The following is a 15148-nucleotide window of genomic DNA, read 5'->3' as shown; positions in this document are numbered from 1 at the left end:
GACAAGCCTCCGGGAGTATGACGCGCTCGGTCCGGCCGTACGGCCGACGAGTTCTCGGCCCCCGGTCGGACGGTCGGATCAGCGCAGTCCGGCGAAGAGATCACTCTCGGGTACGGCCGCGCCGGTGGTGTCCCGGACACGCACGAAGGTCTCCATGCCCATCAACTCACCGAACTTCTCCTTGCCCATCTTGAGGAAGAAGATGTTCTCGCCCTGACTGGCGTGCGCGGCCAGCGCGTCGAACTTCTGACCGCTGAATGCGGTGGTGTCCACCCACGTGGTGATCTCGTCGTCGGGGAGGCCGATCTCGGCCATCGCGGCGGCCTCGGCAGGATCCGGCTCCGGCATGTCCTCCTGAAACTCGCGCATGGTCTCCCCGAACCGCTGCATCATCGAACGGGGCATCGTCGTCCAGTACACCTTGGGTGTCAGCGTGGTCATCTCCAGCGCCGCCATCGTGATGCGGTTGGCCTGGATGTGGTCGGGGTGGCCGTAGAAGCCGTTCTCGTCATAGGTGACGACCACATCGGGTTCGTAGTGACGCATGAGGTCCGCGAGCCGGGCGGCGCCTTCCTCCACGGGGGTCTGCCAGAAGGATCCGGGGGCGTCGTTGCTCGGCCAGCCGATCATCCCGGAGTCGGCGTAGTCCAGCATTTCCAGATCGCTGATCTTCAGGGCTTCACAGCTCGCCTGGAGTTCGTGACGGCGCATCAGGGCGACGGCCGCCGGATCGTGCCCGGGCTCGCCCGGCTTGGTACCCCCCGGTCCGTCACCGCACCCGCCGTCGGTACACGTCACGAGAACCGTACGGATGCCCTCCGCCGCGTACCGCGCCAGGACCCCTCCTGTTCCGGTGGCCTCGTCGTCGGGGTGGGCGTGCACTGCCATGAGCGTCAAGGGCCGGTCTGTCATGAACAAGTCCTCCTGCGGAATACATCCTGGTCTGAGTACGCGGCGGGTGTACCGCGATCCCGGTGGCTCGGATCCTGTGGGGTCGGATGATCTTGTTCCCACCGTCGTGCGACGCCGTTCCCTCGGTCGATGCAACAGCGGGGGAGGGACGGCGATTCCCCAAGGGCGAAGCCGCGTAACCGGGCCGGAAGGAGCGGCCGCCGAGTACCGCTGCGAGCACCCGCCCGCATTCCGCCCGGCCGTAAGCCCTGTCGACCACACCACCACCCGGACCCTGGTGGCTGTAGGCGGTCAGTGCGCGCATGACTGTCTGGTCGTGCATGGAGCTGGCTCCCGGCTCCTGAACCGGATCGAAGGGGAAGCCGACGAGGTCCTGGCCGGTGTGCGTGACTACGTCGTCGAGAACTTCGGCGACCGTCAGGCCGTGCTCATCGTGGACGACACCGGCTTCTCGGTGTCGCGAAGGGTGGGGCCGCGGGAGCGGCCTGCCGTTCGTGGTGGGCGTAGCAGGTTGAGAAGGCGATCTTGCAGTCGTGTGCGGCCAGCACGCGGCCGATCGGCTCGACCCCGCCGAAGTGGTCCTTTTGCTCGTCGATGAACGCTACGAGCGTGTGTGTGGCCGGTCGAGTTTGGCCGCGAAGAATGACGCCGCAGCCTTCAAGATGTCGTTGGCCCGTTTCAACTCGGCGATCTTTTTCTTCATCGCCTTGATCTGCGCGGACTCCTCCGCGGTCATCCCCGGACGCTGCCCTGAGTCGATCTCGTCCCGCTTGCCCCAGTTCCGCAGAGCCTCGGCCGGGCCGATGTCGAGTTTCTGGGCCACCGCCCTCAACGCGGCCGACTCATCCGGGTGGTCACCGCGGACTTCGGCGACCATGCGGACCGCTCGTTTGCACAGCTCAGCGGGATAGGAAGTGGGGCGTGCCATGACTCGACCCTTTAACGGAGCCGAGTCTCTACCGAACCCGGAACGGTTCATGGTGAGGCAGGGCCGGGTGGTCTTCCCGGAGTGGCGGCGGTCGCCGGCGGGCTACGGGGCCAGCCATGGGCAAGCTGGTGTGGGTGGGTGCCCCCGTGCCCCAGCTACCTGCATCTATCCCGGTTTGCGATGTCAACCACCCGGATGTACTTTCCTGAGAGAAAGTATTTCTTTGAGAGGTAGTTGCCATGTCAGCATATAAGACGGATTCAACCCTGCAGGAGATCGAGCGTGCACGGGGCTACACCTGGGCTAGCTACTTCGGGAGCTGGACGTGGTATGCCGCTGCCGCCATGCTGGTGGGAATGGGCTTGGTCGAAGATCTCGCACCGCAGTGGGCTAGTACCTACTTCTTCTCGACAGGCGTCGTAGCCCTGCTGGTCGCGGGAGTGGGGCGTACACGAAAGGGCCAAGTGCTGCTGCGCCTTCCCGTGACGCCTCGCTCTGCGGTACTGGGTACCGGCCACCGCGGGAGCACGCGCTCGAAGGCCCTGCTGATAGTGGTCTGGGGACTTACTGTCACCCTCGCAGCGGTCAGTTTCATCGGCATGCTCGAGAGCACCCAGGGCGGAAACAAGGCGCAGTCCGAACCGCCAGTCCCCGCCACGGTTCTCTTCGGGGTGCTGGCTCTCGCCTGGGTGGGAGTTAGCCTGGTGGGCCAGCGGTGGGCAGCGAGGAAGATGGACCGAAATGCCCGAGCCTGAATGCAGCCTGACGCCTCTGCTCACTGACCCCACCCGGCTGTCCATCGTGGCCCTGTTGGCGAACAGCAAGTGGCCAGAATTCAGCTTCGTCCGCGATGGCGTAGGAATTTCCGACTCGGCCCTGTCCAAGCAGGTCAGCTTGCTGGAAAAGAGCCAGTACGTCGAAGTGAAGAAGGGCTACGTGGGGAAACGACCCCGCACCTGGATCAACATCACGAGGGCAGGTCTGCAAACACTGAACCACCACATCCGCGCTCTCCAACACATCGCTGATCAGGCCTCCAAACGCCTGACACCGCATCAGCCACCGTAAGCTCACCTTCCACGGCTGCCTGGGCCCTGCCATCAGGCCCAGGTAGCCGTGAAAGGTGACCGCCGACCCAAGCGAAGGTCACACCACCGCGGCATCGACGCCCATTCGTGCGAGCCGCTACCGTTGTAGGGGCTGACGGGTTGCCCCCCGTGCGGTATTACCGGGGGCATGCGGTATCCACAGGGGGCGGGCTGACTGCCGAACGGCAGCAGTTCCGCGAGGAGTTACGGCTCATGGCGGCCGGGAGGTTCGCCCAGGGCGAGGCGAGCTCGGTGATCGCCAAGGACCTGCGGGTCAGCGTCCGGTCGGTGCAGCGGTGGCGGCAGGTGTGGGACGAGGTTTGCGGTCGCAGGGGCCGGCGTCGTTGCCGAGGCTGAGCGAGAAGCAGTTCGCGCGGCTGGAGGCGGAGCTGGCCGAGGGGCTGGCTGCGCACGCCTGGGAGGACCAGCGCTGGCCCCTGGGCCGTGTGAAGACGGTGATCGGCTGACGCTTCCATCTGACCTACACGGTCCGGGGTGTGCGCAAGCTGCTGGTGCGTATCGGCTGGTCCTGCCCGGTTCCCGCCCGCCGGGCCGTGGAACAGGACGACGAGGTCGTGGCCGGCTGGGTGAGGAGACCTGGCCCTGCGCGGAAGGCTCGCGGCGGCCCGTGGGTCATGGCTCGTCTTCGAGGACGCAGCCGGCTTCTCCATGACGCCGCCGCAGGCGAAGAGCTGGTCCCAGCGCGGCCGGACCCCTGTGGTGCGGGTCCGCGGACGCTCCCGCCAGACGGATCTCCGTCGCGGCGCTGACCTGCTACAAACCCGGCCACCGGGCGCGGCTGATCTACCGGCCGCGCCGGGGCGACGGCCGCCGTGACGGACGCGAAAGCTTCTCCTGGCGCGACTACGGGGACCTGCTGATCGCAGCCCACCAGCAGCTCGGCAGCCCGATCGCGCTGGGCCGGGACAACTTTATCGTCCACAAAGCCGCCGTCCAGCGAGAGTTCGCCGAAGCCATTAGCCGGATACAGGCACCATCATCACGAGTCCACTGATGGGCTGTCATGAGTGGTAGCGGTGGCTGCCAGACCAGGATGGAACAGGGCGTCGGGTAACTGTGGCAGGGCGTGAACATGTGGACTCGCCGATGGGTTTAGCCAACGCTGTGTTGAGCGCAAGTCTGCAAGGACGTGGGATGGGCGTTGGCGAGGCTACGGTACATGTACACGGCCACCAGTTCCATTTGTGAGCGCACTCTAGGGAAGTTTTCAGTGCGATGTGTCTGGCGTAATCTATTTGTTTTTGTGGGGAATTGGAGTGGTGGCAATCCGAACAGAGAGATTGGACATTCCGTTGAAGGTAACCATGCGCCGCAGCTTGGTGACGGCAGTGCTATGTGGAGGGATGCTCGCGACGGCAGGCCCGGCATTTGCTTCGGACACTGATGGTGGCAGCACTGAGTCGGGTCATGAGTCGGCAGCCTTTGTTCAGCAACTCGCCGATCAGGGAGCGCAGTCGGGGTGGGGTGCCCTGGGACAGGGGCTGCTGAACGCACACCCGGATTCCGACTACACGAACATGGGCGGCTTCGGGACGGAGAACGTGTTGAACGCAGCCGTCTCCTCGGCCATCAACAACGGTTATAGCAACCGTTAGTCGAGCCACTGTGCGTGCACATCCGGGTGGTGATGGGGTAATGGCCGACGTGGGGTGAAGGGAGAGTATTGACTCGGGCCGGTCGGGGAGCTGCACAACATCCAAGGTGGTGTCAGTCACCCGTCACGCGCTGGCGTCAGCACCTTCGGTTCAGCTCCGTCACCGTCTTGTGCATGAGGTTTGCGCTGCTCGGTGGCGGCTCCTGCGATACTCGTGAGGAGCCGTCACCGAAACACGTTTCCCTGCCTCGGAAGCCGCCAGGAGGGCGTAGCGAGCAGTCTTCGTATGTGGGGCCGGCTGGGTCGGCCAGATGTCGGTTTGGCAAGGGCGGAATCGGCGGTGTACCGACAGGCCCTGCCGGGCCGGGTGGTCCCGCCATGGGGCAAGCAGCCGCAGGCGGCGCTCGGGGGAGGGCCAGGCCGCGGACGATCGCGGCGCAGCGCGACCACAGCCACGCCCGGCCGGGCCCCGGGAATGTGCCGGCGATCAGTGCGCAGCGCAGCAGCATCGCCTCTGCCGCCAGCCACGCCTGGGCAGCCAGGTAGCCGCCGGAGAGCCCGATGATCAGTACGCAGACCAGCAGCGCTGCCAGGAACATGAACACGGATGCCGCGGCGGGACGGGCAGACGGCTCGCCTTGCCGTGCGGTACGAATCCCAAAGCCTCGGGCGGCCGTTCAAAGATCTCGGTCAAGGGGAGAAGGCAGCGCCCGGTCGGCCATCGCACCGCGCCGGAGATCCACCGGCGCACCTCCCGGTCAGTGCACTGTTCCGGGCGCCTGAAGATCCGGTCACTGATCCGGTTGACCTCGATGGCCAGGCTCTCGTGCGTGAACCCGAAACGGCCATCCGAGCAGAGAGCGACCACGAGTGCGGGTCCGCGGTGACGACGATGCTCATCATCAGGACCACCGCATTCCGATCGCGGACAGTTGCTCTACCCGTTCCGGGGGCAGTGTCGCGGCCCGGCTGCGCTGGTTGCTGGTCCATGCCCCGAGCCGGAGTTCCCGCTCCTCCTGGTCCTCGTCGACCAGGATCGTCTCAATGTGCTTGCGCGGTACCCGAAGGTGTCCCTCGCGCTCGTAGAACTGCTTGGCGGCCTTTGTAGTTCATGGCCCACTTGTCGGCCTGCGTACGGCGCGGGGGCGGCTTCTCGTCCTCGGCCACGGGCTCGATCCCGAGGACCTGCTCACACATCCACTGCTGCACGGTCGTCAGGTTGTCCCAACCCAACCGGACCGAGCGCACCCACCGTCCGAGGGCCTCGCCCTGGTGCAGGACGTCGCCGGGCTCGCTCGGCAGCTCGCCGCCGCCCTCCTCCAGGTGGAGCCGGACGAGGTGGAAGGCGCGCTGCCACTCCACCGGCCAGGCCGGGCACCAGGACGGGTCGATGTCCTCCAGCTGCTTACGCCGCTCGGCCGCCAGCGCCCCGGCCGACGACTCCACTGGCAGGCCCTCGGCACGCCGCTGCTCGATCTCGGCAGCCTTCCGGGCGGCGGCCCGCGCGTTCTGCTCGCGCGCGAAGATGACGGCGGCCTCCACCCCGCGCCGCCAGTGCTCATGCTCGGGGTTGAGCACCCGCAGGTTGATGAACGCCGCCAGCTGCGCTGGGTCGCGCGGCGTGCTGAACTTCAGCAGCTTCCGCGCGGACGCCGACGGCCTGCCGGACCCGTTCCCCTCGCCCCGGCTCTCCTGGCCCTGCACGGCCTTCTGGACGGGCTTGTAGGCGGATGCCGAGCTGCAGCTCCCATCCGTCAGGGTGCCTGCTGCTCGGAGTCGCCATCGGCAGGGGGCGCGACGCCGGCGGCGTGGGTGGCAGTGGGCAGAAAGACACTGACGTCGTTCGAGGCGAAGTTGGAGACGTAGACGTTGCCGTTGGGTGCCACCTTCACCGCATACGGGCCGGTGCCGGCTGCCAAGGTGGTGGTGACGGTGTTGTCGGAACTGTCGATCACCGTCACGTCGTTCGAGCCGGTGTTGGTGATGTAGACGTTGCCGTTGGGTGCCACCGCCACCGCGCTCGGGCCGGTGCCGGCTGGCACGGTGGTGGTGACGGTGTTGTCGGAACTGTCGATCACCGTCACGTCGTTCGAGCCGGTGTTGGTGATGTAGACGTTGCCGTTGGGTGCCACCGCCACCGCGCTCGGGCCGGTGCCGGCTGGCACGGTGGTGGTGACGGTGTTGTCGGAACTGTCGATCACCGTCACGTCGTTCGAGCCGGTGTTAGCGATGTAGAGTTTACCGTTCGGTTCCGTGGCCATGGCAAACGGGCCGGTGCCGGCGGGGATCCTGGGGTTGACGGGCGGAGTCGAGTCCTCCGGCGTCAACTGTCGTGGAACGTCTGTGTTCATGACCAAGGGAGCCTCTCGCTACGTTCTCGGGCAGGCCTCCCCCATGTGGCCGAAGCAGGACGACGCCAGACCACATCGACGTCACACTGCTCGCTCCCGGAAGGACCACTGCGCCGCACGAACGGTCCGAACGTTCGCATGGTGGGGTCACGCCTCCAGGAGGGATGGGCAGCCCACCGATTCGAGTCCATTAAGCGTCCGGAACGACAGCCAACCAACCCTTCAGAAGTACGTTCACCCGACCGGCGCAGCGCCTTTGTGCCGGTGTCACAACGCTGCACACCTCCGTATGCCGCTGACGGTTGCCGCGGACCTTCCGGAGCGCCTGGCCGGGCCGTGGGGTCAACTCCTGAAACAACGTCATGCGTGAGGGCCTGGAAAACGACGGTTTCCAGGCCCTCGTACGCGTCAAGTCCCCTGGGAGACCGGCACCAACGCGCACTCACCCAACGACGTCGCGTGGACGGGTCCCGGCCCGCGGGAACCGCACGACTGGCTCCGCACATTCCCAGTCGCTCACGTACGGCGGCATGAGGCAGGGCGCCGAAGGCGAAGGCCGGGACATGGGACCGCTTCGTCGACCGCCAGGGCACGCCTTCGTTGACGGGCGGTGTGTCCCGTCAGGGGGCCGCCACGGGGTATGTCTCGTAGAGGGGCGAGGCGATGGTCTGATAGGAAATGGCGTCGTCCTCGATCACGAAGGAGTCGGTGCCGAAGACGGCCTGGCGACCGCTGGGCGCGAAGTGCCAGGTGATGTACACGATGCGTTCCTTGATGGTGGGCGTATCGATGTGGTTCTCGCCTTGGCCGAAGATCTCGAAGAGTCGCTCGAACACCTTACGAATCTCGGCCTTGCCCACGTACGTCTGGTTGTTCAGGACGAGCACCGCGTCTTTGTTGTAGTCGCGCACGATGGCGTCCAAGTCGTGATGGTCCCAGGCTTCGATGTGGCGTTTCCAGACCCCCTCCGTGGCCCGGGTCGTCGCCTCCGAGGCCTGAGCCGCCGTTGCACCCCTGAGGTGATCGGGGGATGTCTGGGCAACAGCGGTCCCGGCTAAGGAGCTCAGGGACAAGGCCAGCAGAGTCGACGCGACCGTGAAACGAGTTCTCGTCTTCGTCGTAGTCATGAGGATTACCTGTTTTCTCTTCGGAAGAAGCCGGTTCTTCGGCTAACGGTGGCGATCCGGCCCATGCGCTACCGGCGGCGGCACGCCGCTGTGCCATGCGGCTCGTGAGGCATCGCGGAGTACCTGCCTTCAGAGGTACTGCTGGGTGACATGCCTTCAGGAGTGCCCACTGCGAGGCAACCCCGCACACGGAATGAATCACCTGGTATGAGTAACTTACCGCTACTTCAGCCGTCTTGTCTGCCTGGTACTTGTCCGGGTCACAGCTCAACGGGCGTCGCAGGACGACCGTCCATCGTGATGGCCCCCGCGAGGGGGCCGGCTTCCCCCGAGCCCCTGGGTCGGCGAGCCGGGGGAGCGCGTCGGAGCAGTGACCCGGAAAGTGCGGGCAAGGGCGCCGGCAAGGCCGATGAAGAAGTGGGGGAGGGCACGAGCTGAGCCGTGGAGGATGTGGGCAAGGGAGCCGGCAAGGCGGCGCAGGACGTCGGCAAGGTATCGGGGGCAGGGAGAGCCACCGCGGAGGTGGTGGGTCTGGCGGCGGTGCATTGCCTGCTGTTCGCCCGCTGATCACTCTCCCGAACGCACGATGGGCCCGGCGCCGCGACTGACGCGCCGACGATGGGTGGATTTGCCCGACCACGACTCGGGGAGCTCAACCGCTGACAGGGCGGCATGCGTGAGGGCCTGGAACCGTCAATTCGACGATTCCAGGCCCTCTGCGCGTCACCGTGGGGTAGGGCGGTGCGCGGGGCTCTCGACCGCTGGACGCATCGGCCGGGAACCTGAGCGGGCGCTTTCGCTACGTGCGACGGCTGCCGAGCCGGCGCTCACGCCCTCGCGATAATGCCGTCAGCGCCGCTCCAGGCCGGTGGCGCAGGAGCGTCCGGCTGCGGATCCGCGGTGAAGAGCTGAGAGCCGGACCAGACCGTGCCCCCCACCCACGCCCGATTGACCGCACTGAACTGCCATCCGCCGGCTACCGTGCCGTACCAGCCGTTGCCGCACGGCATGGCGTCAGCGGCGAGTCGGACGGTCGCTTCCAGTTGGCTGGCGGCCGCGCTGTTCGTCACACGCCCGGATGTGCGGCACAGTTGCCAGCCTCGAAGCTGGTCGTTCCACTTATAGAGATCCGCGGACGCCATCAGAAAGCCAGCAGGCCTCTGATTCACTTGACGACAGTTGCCCGACGCGGCGCTCTTCCAGGCTTGCACCTGTGCCTTTCCGAAGGCGACAGCTCGTTCCGGTGAAGACCTGTTCGTCTCGGCCTTGTTGAATGTGCACTCCTGCTGGCTGACGTACGTCCATGAGCCGCTTGCAGCCGCTGATGCCGAGGACGGCGCCATCAGCGTCACTGCACTCACCCCCACAGCCAATGCCACGGCCGGCCGAACACGTGGTAGTGACAGTAACCGCGGAACAACTCTCATGAGAGTCCTCCTCCTGCAAGGGGGCGACTTGTGCCGCTTCTACGCCTTGCAGCCGGGCGTCACCCTCGCACCGCCCTTGGGGCGTGTCAACAGTCGGAGAACACCAAAGAGGGTCATTACCCACCTGAATCACCGGGTGAGTTAGCCGCGATTTCAACCAAAGCCAGAATGACTGAAAACTGTCACCGGCTGCGCAGCTGATCCACGAGTGACGGACCACGCCGGAATGACGTGGTTCGGATTTCTCGCTCTTCCGATCGGAGGTGGGCTGCGGACCGAGGATCGCACCCCACCATCCCAACCCGGCTCTGCCCACGCTCCCGACCGGCCGCACACCGCACGGCTAATACTCCAGTTGCAGTTCGCTATCGCTGCTGGTCAGGGCCGTGTTCCTGAGTGTACCCGGCTGACGTTGCATCAGGTTGCTGGAGTTCGTGACCTCGCGTGCGGCGGCGATAGTGGCAGCGTCTGGCGATGGCTTGGTGACGGCGGCGCCAGCGGGACCAGCTCAGCGCGTGGCCGGCGCGCTGAAGGTGCGTCAGCGATGGACGGCCAACTGCCATGAGTCGCCGGATTTCTGCCACGGCGAGCGGTGCAAGAGTGCCGGAACCGTTTCTGCCGCCCCCTTTTCGGCTGCCGCTGATGCCATGGCGGCGAGGAAGGCATGAGCGAGCATGGCCAGGGTGATGTGCTGGTACCAGCCCGGATAACGGCGGACCTCGTACTGGTCGAGGCCGCACTCGTTCTTTGCGGCCTGGAAGGCTTCCTCGATCGCCCAGCGGGTCCCGGCGATGCGCACGAGCTCGGCGACGGCGGTGCCCTTGGGCGCGTAGGCGAGGTAGTAGGCGATCTCGTCCGGGCGGGCCAGGCTGCGGCGGGCCAGGACCCAGCGTTGGTGGGTGGGCTGATCGCCGTCGAAGTCGTCGATGGCGGGCAGTTGGGCTGCGACCCAGTCGTAGGCGCGCGGGCCTTTCGCGCCGTTGCCGCAGGAGTGGCGCTCCCAGGCGTCATCGGGTGCCTGGGCGATGGCCAAGTCGATGCGGCCCAGGGCGTGGACGTGCTGGGACTTCGGCACGGCCAGGACGTAGCCGACGCCGGCCTCCTCCAGCATGCGGCGCATCCGCCATTCCTGGCCGTAGGCGGAGTCCGCGGTCACCCAGGCGATGGGCAGCGGTGAAGCCAGTGCCCGCATCACCATGGCCTTGGCCAGGTCGCCCTTGGTGGCGAACTCCCGCTCGTCGGGGATCCGTGCCGCCCGGCAGCGATCCCGGTCGGATATCCAGGACTTGGGCAGATACAGCTCCCGGTCCACCAGGGCCCGGCCTTTGGGCGAGGTGTAGGCGGCGAAGACGCCGATCTGGCAGTTCTCGGTGCGGCCCGCCGTGCCGGAGTACTGGCGCTGCACTCCGGCTGAGACCATGCCCTTCTTGAGGAACCCCGTGTCGTCGATGATCAGTACTCCAGCGGGGTCCCCGAGTCTCTCGGCGACGTATTCCTGCAGGTCATCGCGTATCTCGTCGGGATCCCAGCAGGCCCGGCTCAACAGGTGCTGCAGACCCGCGGGAGTGCGGAAGCCGGCGTGTTCGGCCAGCTGCCAGCTGTTCTTGCGGCCCACCGGGCCGATCAGACCATGCACATAGGCGCGCATTCGCCGCCGCAGATCCATCCGACCGAACCGGTGGCCAACCCGCACGAGTACTTCTTCCAGCTCCGCGGACCAGACATCGGGCTGCACATCATCTTGCACGACAAGCACAACGGCCCGCCGCACGCGAGGTCACGAACTCCAGCAACCTGATGCAACGTCAGCCGAGTACACTCAGGAACACGGCCCTGACCAGCAGCGATAGCGAACTACAACTGGAGTACTAGCCGACAGGGCCAGCTTCCTGCGGCCCGTAGCGTCTGGTCTCCCACACCGCCCGGCCTTGCCCGCCAGTTCCGGCACTTTTCGAGACAGCACCGCCCGGCGTCGGCTACGTGAGCCGGCAAGAGCGCCGACGAGGGAACCCGCCTCGCGACGGCGCTTTCATGCCCATTCGATGCCCAGCTCGGCCAGCTGCTGGCGCTGGTCGGGGGTGAGTTTGCTGCGTCTGCTCTTGGTGTTGGATACCCATACGCCGAGCTTTACGACCGTCGGCTCCGCCTCGCCGCCGCCCTCGCCGTCAATGGTGATCTCTTCGCTGTGCCCGCGGGGCACTGGCCGATCGCCTTCCCGCTCGACCCACTGTGCGAGGGCCGTAAGGCCGCGCTGGAACGCCTGTTGAGCTTTGCCGGGGCTTCTTTGTCGCGCGCTTCGGCGCGGGGGCGGGAGCTGGGGGCTCAGCGCTGCGTACGCCCAGTGCGGTCAGCCGCTGCTGCTGCTCGGTGGACAGCCGCGCCCAGGTAGCCGGATCCTTCTGCCGCTGGAGCCATATTCCGAGGTCGTCGCCGTCGAAGAGCACTCCGGGCGGGATGGCCGGCAGCACTCCGTCGGCGTCGACCAGGTCCGCTAGGACACGGTGGTGGCGTTGCCAGTCGAGTGGCCAGGGGCAGTTCCAGTCGGGGTCGATGGCGGCCAGCTGCTGGGCGCGTACGGTGGCCCGCTCCGTGTCCTTGCCGAGGCCGCCTTTTCGGCGGAGGTTGGCCATGTGCTGCCCGATGGGCGCCATCGTCTCGCCCTCACCCCACACCGCGTCCTGACGTGGAGCGAGGTGTCCGGTGGCCCGCTGATAGGAGCGCAGCGCGGCGAGTTTGTTCTCCCAGGCTTCCTCGCCGGGTTCCCAGACCATTCCGGCTTCCGGCGCGTCCAGCAGGGTCTTGCGCCGCGGCTCCAGCTCGCCGGCCCGCAGGGCTTTGCGCTGCTGGTGGACCCACCGCCCGAGCGGGAAGTCCTTCGTCACGCCGACTTCGGTCTCGGTGTCGTAGGGGACGGCGTGCAGGCCGGTGATCTCGTTCTCCGCTCTCCAGCGGAGCAGGGCCTGGTATCCCTCCAGCCACACCAGCGATTCCGGCCGGTAGACGCGGGTGTGCAGGAACGCGGCGATCGTGGCCGCGTCGCGGGGGGAGGAGAAGTGCAGCAGCGCCGACTCCATGGCGGCCTGCGTGTCGTCCTGCTCCTGGTCCTCGCCGTCCCCCTCTCCTCCGCCGGCGCCGGTGATCCGGCCTTGTTCGTCGCGCTGGACGTGCACCTTGCGCTCGTGCCGGCTGCGGGTGAGGGCGCGGGAGGCGAGCTGTTCCACCAGGCGCTCGTCGTGCGAGCGCAGGCCCTGGAGCACGGCGACGAGGGGGCGGTAGCTGGCGCTGGCGACCATGTTGGTCGGGTCTTCGTCGGGCTCCAGGAAGACGGGCACGATGATCCGGGCCACCTTCGTGCTGCCGTCGCGGTTGAGGCGCAGTGCCCGGCCGATGTTCTGCACGATCTCCACCTGGGAGCCGCGGGTGTCGGCGAAGCAGATCGCCTCCACGCCCCGCTCGCCGGTGATGTCGACGCCTTCCCCGAGCACGCGCACGGAGGCGAGGAAGGCGCGGTTGACCCGGTGACCGGCCGCGTTCAGGCCGTTCGCGAACTGCCGTAGAACCTCGCGCCGTTCGGCCACGAGGTGGTCGCCGCACAGCTAGGCCGACCACACCCGGTGCGGCGGGACGTGCCGTCCGGCGTCCAGCTCGTAGAGCGTGGCGTCGATGGACGAGGCCGGCATCTGTTCGGCCTGCGCCAGGACCTCGTCGTCGGCCTCCGTGGTGTACAGCTCTGCCGCCGTCTCCGGAAGCTTCTCCGCGAACGCGGCGGCTTCCTCGACCCGCTGGTGAAACGTCATGACGGTGCGCAGGTTCCACCGGGCGGAGTGCTCCAGCAGCGCCGTCTGCAGCAGCGCCAGGCGCCGGCCGCGCAACGCCTCCTCCGAGAGCCCGAGCACGGGGGAGGGGTCACGGATCTCCAGGACGTCGATCTCGAAGCCGGCGAGAATTTCGCGCTCGATCGCCTCCGAGAGCCCGAGTTCGGCCCCAGGCAGCCACTCGCCGTACGTCCCGGCCGGGTCGCTGGCCATGCTCGCGATCTCCACTTCCTGGCCGCCGCCCTTCTGCGGCTGAGCCGCGCCCAGGATGCGCGGGGTGGCAGTGAGGTAGAGCCGGAAGTCCGCGGGGATGCGCTTGTTGTCGTGGATCGCCGCCCAAGGACGACCGAGATCGCCGGCGGTTCCGTGGGCCTCATCCACGATCGCGAGGTCGAAGCCCGCCATCTGCTGGCCGTACAGGCGCTCTCCGCCCGCCAAGGCGGCCTCCAGCGGCCCGCGCACCTTACGCTGGCCCCTCGGGTGCCTCGACGTCCTCGCGGTCCACCAGAGAGGCGTACGTGGCGAACACGACCACCGGCCCTGCCCCCGCCCACACGGCGAGCTGAATCGGGTTGGTGGTGGTGCGCACCCCCAGCCGCTCCAGAACCTCGTCCTTCTCCAACGAGCACACCGCGACCATGGAGGAGCGGTGGCCCACCAGGCGCCACGCCTGGACGGTCTGCACCAGCAGGTCCAGGGTCGGCACCATGACCAGGATCCGCCCGTCCGGGAAGCACTCCAGCGTGGACACGGCGGCGGTGAACGTCTTGCCCGATCCGGTCGCGGACACGAGGGTGCCCCGGCGCCCCTGAGCGGGCACCGAAGAACGTGCGGGAAATCCCGCCCACTTCCGGAAACTCGCTTTCTGCTCCACCTGATGGGGCCGAAGGTTAATGCCCGTCATTGAAGGACCTCCGCTAACTCGTTTTCCGAGGGGATATGAGAACTCATCGGCACGGAGTGAAGGACGGAACCGAAACGGTGCCGTCCTCGCTTACGGCCACCCGCTCCGCCAACTGCGCCGACACCTCGTCGGGCTGAATGCCGGCCCGCGCGGCCGCCGCCCGGATGAGCCGGCTGGGCGCAGCCGACAGCCAGACCTGCGTGCGCAGTTCATCCGCCGCCTCCCGCCGCCGCACCTCGGCCGCGCAGCTTCCTTCAGAGTGGCGGCGCGTCAGGGACGTGGTGGCGCAGGCCGGCTGGCCTGTCTACGCCCCGGAGGGAGACGTCCAGGGTGCGGTGTGGGCCCGGGAGCGGGAGGAATGACGCGCAGCGGTGCACGGACTTGGCCGCCCACGTCTCGGCCAGGCGCTCCACGTCCTCGAACGCAGCGGACACGCCCAGTCGGGCATCCCGCGCCGTCTCCTGCCGGCGGCGGTCTGCCTCGGTGACCTTCTCGGCAAGAGCCGCGACACCCAGCCCGTTCGCCTGACGCCTGACCTGATCCCGCGCCACGTCCTCAGCACTCCACACGCGCATATCCTCCCTGCCGCTCCAGCAACGAATAGGGTGTGCCCTACTTCCGCCAACGGTACATGGTGTATCAGTTGATGCACCAGACTCTGCCACGAACGAGCGACACGCCCTCTTCGTAGCCAGCCTGGCCCGCGTCAGCGGGCCCGAGGGTCTGGAGGCGTAGCTGGAAGGCCCGTTGGCGGGGGAGCGGAGCGACCCTGCTTGGACGGGGGTGGAGCGTAGCGGAATCCCCGGACGGCCCGGAGAATCCGGGCCCGTCGAGGGAGCGCAGCGGACTCGACGTCAACCTGCTCGCGCAGCGAGCAGGTTGAGCGGCCGGCGCAGCCGGCCGCCTCCGCTCACGCGGAGCGTGAGCGGAACACCCCGCGAAGGGGGGGTGTTCGCTTGCATAGCGCGCAGCGTTGTGGTA

Annotated in this window: 12 protein-coding genes and 3 pseudogenes; 5 read left to right on the top strand and 10 right to left on the bottom strand. The window is 67.4% G+C overall.

Features of this window, described 5'->3' with window-relative positions:
- Positions 1 to 78: 78 nt before the first annotated feature.
- Complete coding sequence (locus ACQP17_RS00075) at positions 79 to 912, bottom strand: PIG-L family deacetylase (RefSeq protein ID WP_433854289.1); 834 nt, start codon at positions 910 to 912, stop codon at positions 79 to 81.
- Between the two features lie 331 nt (positions 913 to 1243).
- On the opposite strand from ACQP17_RS00075, the pseudogene ACQP17_RS00070 reads away from it, so the two are divergent.
- Positions 1244 to 1363: pseudogene (locus ACQP17_RS00070) on the top strand (IS701 family transposase); the annotation flags it as partial.
- A 150-nt stretch (positions 1364 to 1513) separates the two neighbouring features.
- Here the strand turns inward: ACQP17_RS00070 and ACQP17_RS00065 are convergent.
- Positions 1514 to 1789, bottom strand: a complete 276-nt coding sequence (locus ACQP17_RS00065) for a hypothetical protein (protein WP_433854288.1) — start codon at positions 1787 to 1789, stop codon at positions 1514 to 1516.
- A 290-nt stretch (positions 1790 to 2079) separates the two neighbouring features.
- Here ACQP17_RS00065 and ACQP17_RS00060 point away from each other — a divergent pair, with 290 nt between their 5' ends.
- The 4 genes and pseudogenes from ACQP17_RS00060 to ACQP17_RS00045 all read left to right on the top strand — a co-directional run bounded on the left by ACQP17_RS00060 (position 2080) and on the right by ACQP17_RS00045 (position 4544).
- Entirely contained in the window at positions 2080 to 2595 is a 516-nt protein-coding gene (locus ACQP17_RS00060; RefSeq protein WP_433854287.1) for a hypothetical protein, read from the top strand.
- Positions 2582 to 2908: a winged helix-turn-helix domain-containing protein gene (locus tag ACQP17_RS00055; protein ID WP_433854286.1), complete on the top strand. Its 327-nt coding sequence runs from the start codon at positions 2582 to 2584 to the stop codon at positions 2906 to 2908. Before ACQP17_RS00060 ends, ACQP17_RS00055 begins: the two co-directional genes overlap by 14 nt.
- 168 nt (positions 2909 to 3076) lie before the next feature.
- A pseudogene (locus ACQP17_RS00050) lies at positions 3077 to 3898 on the top strand (winged helix-turn-helix domain-containing protein); the annotation flags it as partial.
- Positions 3899 to 4292: 394 nt separating this feature from the next.
- On the top strand, positions 4293 to 4544 hold the full coding sequence (locus ACQP17_RS00045) for a hypothetical protein (RefSeq protein ID WP_433854285.1): 252 nt from the start codon (positions 4293 to 4295) through the stop codon (positions 4542 to 4544).
- A gap of 901 nt (positions 4545 to 5445) precedes the next feature.
- Here the strand turns inward: ACQP17_RS00045 and ACQP17_RS00040 are convergent.
- The 8 genes and pseudogenes from ACQP17_RS00040 to ACQP17_RS00005 all read right to left on the bottom strand — a co-directional run bounded on the left by ACQP17_RS00040 (position 5446) and on the right by ACQP17_RS00005 (position 14736).
- Positions 5446 to 5589, bottom strand: a complete 144-nt coding sequence (locus ACQP17_RS00040) for a helicase associated domain-containing protein (RefSeq protein ID WP_433859796.1) — start codon at positions 5587 to 5589, stop codon at positions 5446 to 5448.
- The gene (locus tag ACQP17_RS00035; RefSeq protein WP_433854284.1) at positions 5585 to 6247 is read right to left on the bottom strand and encodes a hypothetical protein; all 663 of its coding nucleotides are present in this window, start codon (positions 6245 to 6247) and stop codon (positions 5585 to 5587) included. The genes ACQP17_RS00040 and ACQP17_RS00035 overlap by 5 nt, the downstream gene beginning before the upstream one ends.
- A gap of 50 nt (positions 6248 to 6297) precedes the next feature.
- Complete coding sequence (locus ACQP17_RS00030; RefSeq protein WP_433854283.1) at positions 6298 to 6894, bottom strand: Vgb family protein; 597 nt, start codon at positions 6892 to 6894, stop codon at positions 6298 to 6300.
- Between the two features lie 620 nt (positions 6895 to 7514).
- On the bottom strand, positions 7515 to 8021 hold the full coding sequence (locus ACQP17_RS00025; protein ID WP_433854282.1) for a nuclear transport factor 2 family protein: 507 nt from the start codon (positions 8019 to 8021) through the stop codon (positions 7515 to 7517).
- An 827-nt stretch (positions 8022 to 8848) separates the two neighbouring features.
- The gene (locus ACQP17_RS00020; RefSeq protein ID WP_433854281.1) at positions 8849 to 9373 is read right to left on the bottom strand and encodes a hypothetical protein; all 525 of its coding nucleotides are present in this window, start codon (positions 9371 to 9373) and stop codon (positions 8849 to 8851) included.
- Between the two features lie 613 nt (positions 9374 to 9986).
- Positions 9987 to 11183 carry an IS701 family transposase gene (locus tag ACQP17_RS00015; RefSeq protein WP_433859795.1) on the bottom strand — a complete coding sequence of 399 codons (1197 nt, stop codon included), beginning with the start codon at positions 11181 to 11183 and terminating at the stop codon, positions 9987 to 9989.
- Between the two features lie 294 nt (positions 11184 to 11477).
- Positions 11478 to 14167, bottom strand: a pseudogene (locus ACQP17_RS00010) (Helicase associated domain protein).
- 254 nt (positions 14168 to 14421) lie between these two features.
- Entirely contained in the window at positions 14422 to 14736 is a 315-nt protein-coding gene (locus tag ACQP17_RS00005) for a hypothetical protein (RefSeq protein ID WP_433854280.1), read from the bottom strand.
- Positions 14737 to 15148: the final 412 nt, after the last annotated feature.

The sequence above is a fragment of the Streptomyces kronopolitis genome (genome assembly GCF_050953795.1).
Taxonomy (GTDB): domain Bacteria; phylum Actinomycetota; class Actinomycetes; order Streptomycetales; family Streptomycetaceae; genus Streptomyces; species Streptomyces kronopolitis_A.
This window is presented reverse-complemented; position numbering and strand designations above follow the sequence as displayed.